Raw genomic sequence first — 10,076 nt, 5'->3', positions numbered from 1 at the left:
CGCTGCCCGAGCCGCCGCGCCCGCCCGAGGGCCTCGGCGCGCCGGCCCTCGAGGTCGACGTGCTGTACGTCGCCACGACCACGGCCGGCCAGCCGCTCGACCGGCTGACCGTCGCGCCCCTCGGCTTCCGCGGTCGCGCCGCGGCCCGGGTCCACGACGCCGGCCTCGTGCTCGCTATCGACGGCGAGCGCGAGGTGCTCCTGCCCGCCGACCGGATCACGGGCTCCGGCCTCGCGACCTACGCCATCGACCGCGTGGTGGAGGAGGGCGGCCTCGTGGCCGTCACCTGGGTCCTCGACGAGGCCGCCCGCACCGAGGTCGACACGTACCTCCGGGTGATCGACCCGCGCGACAAGCCCGCGCTCGTCGACGCCCTCCACCGCATCCCCCGCCCCGCCCACGACGACGACAACGAAGGGAAGTGACCGACATGGCCCGACACGAACCGGCGGTCCTGGTACTCGAGGACGGACGGAGGTACGTCGGACGCGCGTACGGCGCCCGCGGCACCAGCCTCGGCGAGGCCGTCTTCGCGACCGGCATGACCGGCTACCAGGAGACGATCACCGACCCGTCCTACGCGGGCCAGATCGTGCTCCAGACGGCGCCGCACATCGGCAACACCGGGATGAACGACGACGACATGGAGTCGCGCCGCATCTGGGTCGCCGGCTACGTCGTCCGCGACCCCTCCCGGGTGGTCTCGAGCTTCCGCGGCACCCGCACGCTCGAGGACGACCTCGTCGCGCAGGGCGTCGTCGGCATCTCCGGCATCGACACGCGCGCGGTCACCCGCCGCATCCGGGACGAGGGCGCCATGCGCGCCGGCGTCTTCTCCGGCGATGCGGCGTCGCTCAGCGACGAGGAGCAGCTCGCGCAGGTGCGGCAGGCGCCCGACATGGCCGGCCGCAACCTCTCCGCCGAGGTCTCCACGCTCGAGACGTACACGGTGCCCGCCGAGGGCGAGCGCATCGGCTCCGTCGCGGTGCTCGACCTCGGCATCAAGACCGCGACCGTGAAGCACCTCGCCGCCCGCGGCCTCGACGTGCACGTCGTGCCGCAGACCATCACCACGGAGGAGCTCGCCGAGCTCGCGCCCACCGCGGTCTTCTACTCCAACGGCCCGGGCGACCCGGAGGCGTCGCAGTACCACGTGGAGCTCCTCCAGGACGTGCTCCGGAAGGGCATTCCCTTCTTCGGGATCTGCTTCGGCAACCAGCTCCTCGGCCGCGCCCTCGGGTTCGACACGTACAAGCTGCCCTTCGGCCACCGCGGGATCAACCAGCCCGTGCTCGACCGCCGCACCGGCCGCGTCGAGATCACGAGCCAGAACCACGGCTTCGCGGTCTCCGCGCCGCTCGACGGCCCCGTCGACACCCCGGCCGGCTTCGGCCGCGCCGAGGTCAGCCACATCTCGCTCAACGACCAGGTCGTGGAGGGGCTGAACTGCCTCGACATCCCGGCCTTCTCGGTGCAGTACCACCCGGAGGCGGCCGCGGGCCCGCACGACTCGTCGTACCTCTTCGACCGGTTCATCGAGCTGATCCACGACGCGTCGGGCACCGCCCCCGCCGCCGCGACCCCCCAGGAGACCGTGTAATGCCCAAGCGCGCCGACATCAACTCCGTCCTCGTCATCGGCTCCGGGCCGATCGTCATCGGCCAGGCGGCCGAGTTCGACTACTCCGGCACGCAGGCCTGCCGCGTGCTCCGCGAGGAGGGCGTGCGCGTCATCCTCGTGAACTCGAACCCGGCCACGATCATGACCGACCCGGACTTCGCGGACGCGACGTACATCGAGCCGATCACGAGCGAGGTGCTCGAGAAGATCATCATCAAGGAGCGGCCGGACGCGGTGCTCCCCACCCTCGGCGGCCAGACCGCGCTCAACGCGGCCATCCGGCTCGACGAGCTCGGCATCCTCGCCAAGCACGGCGTCGAGCTCATCGGCGCGAAGGTCGAGGCCATCCAGAAGGGCGAGGACCGCCAGCTCTTCAAGGACCTCGTCCTCGAGTCCGGCGCCGACGTCGCCCGCTCGCACGTCGCGAAGACGCTCGAGCAGGCCGTGGAGTTCGCCGAGGACCTCGGCTACCCGCTCGTGATCCGCCCGTCGTTCACCATGGGCGGCCTCGGGTCGGGCTTCGCGCACACGCGCCAGGAGCTCGAGCGCATGGTCGCCGACGGCCTCCAGTCGAGCCCCACCACCGAGGTGCTCCTCGAGGAGTCGATCCTCGGCTGGAAGGAGTACGAGCTGGAGCTCATGCGCGACACGGCCGACAACACGGTCGTCGTCTGCTCCATCGAGAACGTCGATCCCGTGGGCGTGCACACGGGCGACTCGATCACGGTCGCGCCGGCGCTCACGCTCACCGACCGCGAGTACCAGCACATGCGCGACATCGGCATCGACATCATCCGCCGGGTGGGCGTCGACACCGGCGGCTGCAACATCCAGTTCGCGGTCGACCCCGCGGACGGCCGCCTCATCGTCATCGAGATGAACCCGCGCGTCTCCCGCTCGAGCGCCCTCGCGTCGAAGGCCACCGGGTTCCCCATCGCCAAGATCGCCGCGAAGCTCGCCATCGGGTACCGCCTCGACGAGATCCCGAACGACATCACGAAGGTCACGCCGGCGAGCTTCGAGCCCACGCTCGACTACGTGGTCGTCAAGGTCCCGCGGTTCGCGTTCGAGAAGTTCCCGGCCGCCGACGCCGAGCTCACGACGACCATGAAGTCGGTGGGCGAGGCGATGGCCATCGGCCGCAACTACTCCACCGCCCTGCAGAAGGCGCTGCGCTCGCTCGAGAAGCGCGGGTCCTCGTTCCACTGGGGCCCCGAGACCCGCTCGGTCGGCGAGCTCCTCGAGGTGAGCCGCACGCCCACCGACGGCCGGATCGTGACGGTGCAGCAGGCGCTCCGCGCGGGCGCCACGGCGGAGCAGGTGTTCGACGCGACCAAGATCGACCCCTGGTTCATCGACCAGATCGTCCTGATCAACGAGGTCGCGGACGCCGTGCGCGACGCGGGCTCCCTCGACGCGGAGGTCCTCCGCGAGGCGAAGGACCACGGCTTCTCGGACGCCCAGATCGCCGAGATCCGCGGCGTCCCCGAGCAGGAGGTGCGGGACGCGCGCCACGCGGCGGGCATCCGCCCGGTGTTCAAGACGGTGGACACCTGCGCCGGGGAGTTCCCCGCCCTCACGCCGTACCACTACTCCAGCTACGACTCCGAGACGGAGATCGTGCCCTCCGACCGCCGCAAGGTGATCATCCTGGGCTCGGGCCCGAACCGCATCGGCCAGGGCATCGAGTTCGACTACTCGTGCGTGCACGCGTCGTTCGCGCTGGCCGAGGCCGGGTTCGAGACCATCATGATCAACTGCAACCCGGAGACCGTCTCCACCGACTACGACACGAGCGACCGGCTCTACTTCGAGCCGCTCACGCTCGAGGACGTGCTCGAGATCGTGCACGCCGAGCAGCAGGCCGGCGAGCTGGTCGGCGTCGTCGTGCAGCTCGGCGGCCAGACCGCGCTCGGGCTCGCCAAGGGCCTCGAGGCCGCGGGCGTCCCGATCCTCGGCACGAGCCCGGCGGCCATCGACCTCGCCGAGGAGCGGGGCCTGTTCTCCGGCATCCTCGACGCCGCGGGGCTCGTGGCGCCGCGGAACGGCACGGCCACCGCGATCGACGAGGCCGTGGTCGTCGCGGAGGGCATCGGCTATCCGGTGCTCGTCCGCCCGAGCTACGTGCTCGGCGGCCGCGGCATGGAGATCGTCTTCGACACGGCGACGCTCCACGACTACTTCCTGCGCATGGCCGACCAGGGCATCATCGGCGCGGGCAGGCCGCTCCTCATCGACCGGTTCCTCGACGACGCCATCGAGATCGACATCGACGCCATCTACGACGGCACCGAGCTCTACGTCGGCGGCGTCATGGAGCACATCGAGGAGGCCGGGATCCACTCCGGCGACTCGAGCTGCACCCTGCCGCCCGTCACGCTCGGCCGCGGCCAGATCCAGCAGGTCGTCGACGCCACGCGCGCCATCGCCGAGGGCGTGGGCGTGCGCGGCCTCCTCAACGTGCAGTTCGCGATCGGCGCGGGCGTGCTGTACGTCCTCGAGGCGAACCCGCGCGCGAGCCGCACGGTGCCGTTCGTGTCCAAGGCGCTCGGCATCCCGCTCGCGAAGGCCGCGTCGCTCGTGATGGTCGGCACGCCCATCGCGGAGCTCCGGGCCTCGGGGCTCCTGCCCGAGCGCGACGGCTCCGACGTCCCGATGGACTCGCCCGTCGCCGTGAAGGAGGCCGTGCTGCCCTTCAAGCGGTTCCGCACGAAGGACGGCCTCATCGTCGACTCGGTGCTCGGCCCGGAGATGCGCTCCACGGGCGAGGTCATGGGCATCGACCGCGACTTCCCGCGGGCGTTCGCGAAGAGCCAGGAGGCGGCGTTCGGCGGCCTCCCGCTCTCGGGCACGGTCTTCGTCTCGGTCGCCGACCGCGACAAGCGCTCCATCGTGCTCCCCGTCCTCCGGCTCCAGCAGCTCGGCTTCGAGGTGCTCGCCACCGAGGGCACGGCCGAGATCCTCAGCCGCAACGGGATCCAGGCGCGCGTGGTCCGCAAGTACAGCGAGGCGCCCGTCGAGGGCGACTCGCCGTCGATCGTCGACCTCATCAACCGCGACCAGGTCGACGTCGTGATCAACACCCCGTCGGGCCGCACGGCGCGCGCGGACGGCTACGAGATCCGCGCCGCGGCCGTGGCGGCGGACAAGCCGCTGTTCACGACCATCGCGCAGCTCACGGCCGCCGTCGCGTCCTTCGACGCGATCCGCGCGGGCTTCGACGTCACGAGCCTGCAGGACTACGCGATCGCCCGCGAGGCCCGCAGGTGACGACCGCCGACGGCGGGGCGGCCCCGGTCGCCCCGCCGTTCGGCGCGCGCCTCGCCCGCGCCTTCCGCGAGCGCGGGCACCTGTGCGTCGGCATCGACCCGCACCGCGCCCTGCTGGACGCATGGGGGCTCGACGACGACGCGCGGGGGCTCGAGGAGTTCGGCCTCCGCGTGGTCGAGGCCACGGCGGGTCGGGCCGGCATCGTGAAGCCGCAGGTCGCGTTCTTCGAGCGGCACGGATCCGCGGGGTACGCCGCGCTCGAGCGCGTGCTCGCCGCGGCGCGGGACGCGGGCCTCCTGGTGATCGCCGACGCCAAGCGCGGCGACATCGGCTCCACGGTCGACGCGTACGGCGCCGCGTGGCTCGCGCCCGACAGCCCGCTGCGGGCCGACGCCGTCACCCTCACCGCCTACACGGGCGTCGGCTCCCTCGACGGCGTCCGGGCCGCCGCCGACGCGTGGGGCGCGGGCGTGCTCGTCCTCGCCGCCACCTCGAACCCGGAGGCCCGCGACCTGCAGCGGGCCGTCCTCCCGGCCGTCCCCGGCGACGGCGGGGACCCCGTCGGCGCGCGCACGGTGGCCCGGGGCATCCAGGACGCGGCCGTCGCCGCCAACGGTCCCCGGGACGACCCGGCCGCGGCCCCGGGGGCCTTCGGGCTCGTCATCGGCGCGACCGTCGACGCGGCCGACGCGGGCCTCGACCTCGCGTCGCTCACCCGCACGCCGATCCTCGCGCCCGGATTCGGGCACCAGGGGGCGCTGCTCGGCGATGTCCGGAAGCTGTTCGGCCCGGCCGCGGGCGTTGTGATCGCGAGCGCCTCGCGGAGTATCCTCGCGGCAGGGCCACGGCGTGTCGCGGAGGCCGTCACCGACCACGCCGGACGACTCGAAGAGGTGCTGCCATGAGGCCCGAACCACCCGAGGTCGACCGGGTCGCCGCGTCGCAGGCCGCCGTCGCCGCCCGCCGCGCGCGCGCCCAGGTCAAGCACGACATCGTCACGGGGGACCGCACGCCGCTCGGCGTCCTCGACGCGTCCGCCGACCCGGCGCACCGCGCGGAGGCGACGCTGCGCGTCACGGAGTTCCTCACCAGCATCCCGAACATCGGCCCCACGAAGCTGGAGCGGATCCTCGGGGAGCTCGGCATCTCCACCGCCAAGCGCCTCGGCGGGCTCGGCGTGCACCAGCGCGTGCGCCTCACCCGCTTCCTCGAGGACTGGCAGGCGGCCAAGCAGATCGTGGAGCCGAGCCGCCTCGTCGTGCTCGCCGGACCCACGGCCGTCGGCAAGGGCACCGTCTCCACCTTCATCCGCGAGAACGAGCCCGACGTGCTCCTCTCCGTCTCGGCCACGACCCGCGCGCCCCGGCCGGGCGAGGTCGAGGGCGTCAACTACTACTTCGTCTCCGACGCCGAGTTCGACCGCATGGTCGAGCGGGGCGAGCTGCTCGAGTGGGCGACGGTGCACAACGCGCACCGCTACGGCACGCCCCGCGCGCCCATCGACGTCGCGCTGGCCGAGGGGCGCAGCGTGCTGCTCGAGATCGACATCCAGGGCGCCCGTCAGGTGAAGGCCGCGATGCCGGAGGCCCGGCTCGTGTTCCTCCTGCCTCCCACCTGGGAGGAGCTCGTGCGGCGGCTGGTCGGCCGCGGCACGGAGGGACCGGAGGAGCAGCAGCGACGCCTGGACACCGCGAAGGTCGAGCTGGCCGCCCAGGACGAGTTCGACCACCTGGTCGTCAACCGCGATGTCGCGGATGCCGCCCGCGAGGTCGTAGAGTTGATGAAGACCAGGAAGGCCGTCGGTCCGTGACCCGGACCCGTACGGCCTTCGTCCATGTAATGAGGAAGCGGCACATCCATGGTTGACAAGACCCAGGGCATCATCGACCCGCCCATCGACGAGCTCCTCTCGAAGGTCGACTCGAAGTACGCGCTCGTGATCTTCGCCTCCAAGCGGGCCCGTCAGATCAACGACTACTACGCCGACCTGCACGAGGGCAGCCTGTTCGACAACGTCGGACCGCTCGTCGACTCCACCATCGACGACAAGCCCCTCTCGGTCGCCATGCACGAGATCAACGAGGACAAGCTCGTCGCCACGCCCATCGTGGAGCCCGCGGCCTCCTAGCCGCCCACCCGGATGACCCCCGCCGACCGTCCGCCGCACGCGCTCCCCGCCATCCGCATCCGGAGCGCCGCCGCGTGATGGTCGTCGTGGGCATCACCGGCGGCATCGCGGCGTACAAGGCCGTCGGCGTCGTCCGTGGCCTCGTGCTCCTCGGGCACGACGTGCACGTCGTCCCCACCGAGGCGGCGCTCCGCTTCGTCGGCAAGCCCACCCTCGAGGCCGTGAGCCGCAACCCGGTCACGAGCGACCTGTACGACGGGGTCTCCGAGGTGCGCCACGTGGCGCTCGGCCAGAAGGCCGACCTCATCGTCGTGGCACCCGCGACCGCGCACACGCTGGCCTCCATGGCCCTCGGCCTCTCGGACGACCTGCTCGGGACCACCATCCTCGCCAGCCGCGCGCCCCTCGTCGTCGCCCCGGCGATGCACACCGAGATGTGGCAGCACCCGGCGACCCAGGCCAACGCGGCCATCCTGCGCTCGCGCGGCGCCACGCTCGTCGGCCCCACGTCGGGTCGGCTCACGGGCACCGACTCGGGACCCGGCCGCATGGCCGAGGTCGAGGACGTGCTCGCCGCGGCCCTCGCCGCCGTCCGCCCCGGCGGCCGCGACCTCGTGGGCCGCCGCGTCGTCGTCTCCGCCGGCGGCACCCGCGAGCCGCTGGATCCCGTGCGCTTCCTCGGCAACCGGTCCTCCGGCCGCCAGGGCACGGCCCTCGCGGCCGCCGCGCGCGACCGCGGCGCCGACGTCGTCCTCGTGGCGGCGCACCTCGAGGTGCCTGCGCCGACCGGCGTCCGGGTGGTGCCCGTGTCGACCGCGCTCGAGCTCGAGGAGGCGATGGTGCGCGAGGCGGCCGACGCCGACGTCGTCATCATGGCCGCCGCCGTCGCCGACTACCGGCCCACCGCCGTCTCCGCGGGCAAGATCAAGAAGGAGGAGGCGGGCGACGCCCTCTCCGTCGAGCTGGTGCGGAACCCGGACATCCTGCAGCGGCTCGCCGCCGACGCCCGGGCGCCGCGCGCGGACGGCTCGCACCGGGTGGTCGTGGGCTTCGCGGCGGAGACCGAGGAGGATCCCGCGGAGCTCCTGCGCATCGGCCGGGCGAAGCTCGCGCGCAAGGGCTGCGACCTGCTCGTCCTCAACCGGGTCGGCTGGACCGAGGGGTTCGCCACGGAGGGCAACGCGGTCACGGTGCTCGCGAGGTCCGGCGATACACTGGCCGAGGCCTCCGGCTCCAAGGAGCAGGTGGCCCATCGAATTCTCGACGTAGCGGGTCAGCCGGGGCCGCGGTAGCGACCGGCTCTCGACCACGCGATCCCCCTGGAGGCCCCGCACGTGACCGACCTGCGCCTGTTCACCTCCGAGTCCGTCACCGAGGGGCACCCCGACAAGATCTGCGACCAGATCTCGGACAGCATCCTCGACGCCCTCCTCGCGCAGGACCCGACGAGCCGCGCGGCCGTCGAGACCCTCGTCACCACGGGGCTCGTTCACGTCGCCGGCGAGGTCACCACCTCCGGCTACGTCGACATCCCCCAGATCGTGCGTGACCGCATCCGGGACATCGGCTACGACTCGTCCGAGGTCGGGTTCGACGGCAGCAACTGCGGCGTCACCGTGTCCATCGGCGCGCAGTCGCCCGACATCGCGCAGGGCGTCGACCGCTCCTACGAGTCCCGCTCGGGGTCCGCGTCCACCGACGCCCGCGACCTGCAGGGCGCGGGCGACCAGGGCCTCATGTTCGGGTACGCGTCGCGCGACACCCCCGTGTTCCTGCCGCTGCCCATCTACCTCGCGCACCGCCTCGCCGAGCGCCTGGCCGCCGTCCGCCACTCCGGCGAGCTGGCCTACCTCCGCCCGGACGGCAAGACGCAGGTCACCATCGGCTACGACGGGCTCGTCCCGCGCACGGTCGACACCGTCGTGCTCTCCACGCAGCACGGCCCGCAGGTGTCGCAGGACGACCTCCGCCGCGAGGTCGAGGAGCACGTGATCCGGCCGGTGCTCGCGCAGGCGGCCGAGATCGGCATCGAGCTCGACTCGCGCCACGCGACGATGCTCATCAACCCCACCGGCAAGTTCGAGATCGGCGGGCCGAAGGGCGACGCGGGCCTCACGGGCCGGAAGATCATCGTCGACACCTACGGCGGCTTCAGCCGGCACGGCGGCGGCGCGTTCAGCGGCAAGGACCCGTCGAAGGTCGACCGCAGCGCCGCCTACGCCATGCGGTGGGTCGCGAAGAACGCGGTCGCCGCGGGACTCGCCGACCGCCTCGAGGTGCAGGTCGCCTACGCCATCGGCAAGGCCGCCCCCGTCGGCCTCTACGTGGAGACGTTCGGCACGGCGCACGTGCCCGAGGAGCGCATCGTCCGCGCCATCCGCGAGACCTTCGACCTGCGCCCCGCCGCGATCGTCGAGCAGCTCGACCTGCTCCGCCCCATCTACGCGCAGACCGCCGCCTACGGCCACTTCGGCCGCGAGCTGCCCGACTTCACCTGGGAGGCGCTCGACCGTGTCGCCGACCTGCAGAGCGCCGCGGGCCTCTGACGCGCGCGCTCGGGTCGTCGCCGGGCGTCCCGGCGACGTCGTGATCGGCGACGCCCGGTGACCGCGGGATCCCCGGACGGCGTGGACGCCTCCCTCGGCGGACGCCCGCCCGTCGTCCGCGTCATGGTCGACTCGCCCCTGCCGCAGCTCGACCGGCTGTTCGACTACGCCGTGCCCGAGGCGCTGCGGGCCGAGTGCGTGCCCGGCGTGCGCGTGCGGGTGCCGCTGCGCTCCGCGGGACGTGTCGCCGACGGCTACGTCGTCGAGGCAGGGGACGGCCAGGGCTACGAGGGCGCGCTCAGCGAGGTCGAGGCCGTCGTGTCGCCGCTGCCCGTCCTGCGGCCGGAGATCTGGACGCTCGCGCGCGAGGTCGCGGACCGGCAGGCGGGATCCGCGTCCGACGTGATCCGCCTCGCCGTGCCGCCGCGGCAGGTGCGCGTGGAGAAGGCGCACCTGGCGGCACTCGCGGCGTCGTCCGCCGACGCGGACGCCGCGGCGGCCTCCGCGCACGC

The 10,076-nt window shown here is 73.0% G+C and carries 8 protein-coding genes and 1 pseudogene; all 9 read left to right on the top strand.

Features of this window, described 5'->3' with window-relative positions:
* On the top strand, window positions 1-425 hold a 425-nt coding region (locus Q6969_RS08750), incomplete at its 5' end, for a hypothetical protein (RefSeq protein ID WP_317230084.1).
* A 5-nt stretch (window positions 426-430) separates the two neighbouring features.
* Window positions 431-1,600 carry a glutamine-hydrolyzing carbamoyl-phosphate synthase small subunit gene (gene carA / locus Q6969_RS08745; protein WP_317230083.1) on the top strand — a complete coding sequence of 390 codons (1,170 nt, stop codon included), beginning with the start codon at window positions 431-433 and terminating at the stop codon, window positions 1,598-1,600.
* On the top strand, window positions 1,600-4,890 hold the full coding sequence (carB, locus tag Q6969_RS08740; RefSeq protein WP_317230082.1) for a carbamoyl-phosphate synthase large subunit: 3,291 nt from the start codon (window positions 1,600-1,602) through the stop codon (window positions 4,888-4,890). The genes carA and carB overlap by 1 nt, the downstream gene beginning before the upstream one ends.
* Window positions 4,887-5,795, top strand: coding sequence for an orotidine-5'-phosphate decarboxylase (gene pyrF / locus Q6969_RS08735; protein ID WP_317230081.1), 909 nt, complete (start codon window positions 4,887-4,889; stop codon window positions 5,793-5,795). The genes carB and pyrF overlap by 4 nt, the downstream gene beginning before the upstream one ends.
* Window positions 5,792-6,700 (top strand): guanylate kinase, encoded by a 909-nt coding sequence (gene gmk / locus Q6969_RS08730; protein WP_317230080.1) that lies wholly within the window; start codon window positions 5,792-5,794, stop codon window positions 6,698-6,700. Before pyrF ends, gmk begins: the two co-directional genes overlap by 4 nt.
* A gap of 48 nt (window positions 6,701-6,748) precedes the next feature.
* Complete coding sequence (rpoZ, locus tag Q6969_RS08725; RefSeq protein WP_012038467.1) at window positions 6,749-7,018, top strand: DNA-directed RNA polymerase subunit omega; 270 nt, start codon at window positions 6,749-6,751, stop codon at window positions 7,016-7,018.
* 74 nt (window positions 7,019-7,092) lie between these two features.
* Window positions 7,093-8,310 (top strand): bifunctional phosphopantothenoylcysteine decarboxylase/phosphopantothenate--cysteine ligase CoaBC, encoded by a 1,218-nt coding sequence (coaBC, locus tag Q6969_RS08720; RefSeq protein ID WP_317230079.1) that lies wholly within the window; start codon window positions 7,093-7,095, stop codon window positions 8,308-8,310.
* Between the two features lie 42 nt (window positions 8,311-8,352).
* A complete protein-coding gene (gene metK, locus Q6969_RS08715; RefSeq protein WP_317230078.1) occupies window positions 8,353-9,564 on the top strand; it encodes a methionine adenosyltransferase in 1,212 nt (403 codons plus the stop codon).
* 123 nt (window positions 9,565-9,687) lie between these two features.
* Window positions 9,688-10,076: pseudogene (locus Q6969_RS08710) on the top strand (primosomal protein N'); the annotation flags it as partial.

This window comes from Clavibacter sp. MX14-G9D (assembly GCF_032917815.1).
Taxonomy (GTDB): Bacteria; Actinomycetota; Actinomycetes; order Actinomycetales; family Microbacteriaceae; genus Clavibacter; species Clavibacter michiganensis_K.
Note: the sequence above shows the minus strand (reverse complement) of the source record. Positions and strands in the feature narration are given on the sequence as shown.

What these genes read in the sequence shown, in the direction of transcription:
- carA (WP_317230083.1), top strand. Translation starts at nt 431, where the DNA reads ATGGCCCGACACGAACCGGCGGTCCTGGTACTCGAGGACGGACGGAGG.
- carB (WP_317230082.1), top strand. Translation starts at nt 1,600, where the DNA reads ATGCCCAAGCGCGCCGACATCAACTCCGTCCTCGTCATCGGCTCCGGG.
- gmk (WP_317230080.1), top strand. Translation starts at nt 5,792, where the DNA reads ATGAGGCCCGAACCACCCGAGGTCGACCGGGTCGCCGCGTCGCAGGCC.
- rpoZ (WP_012038467.1), top strand. Translation starts at nt 6,749, where the DNA reads ATGGTTGACAAGACCCAGGGCATCATCGACCCGCCCATCGACGAGCTC.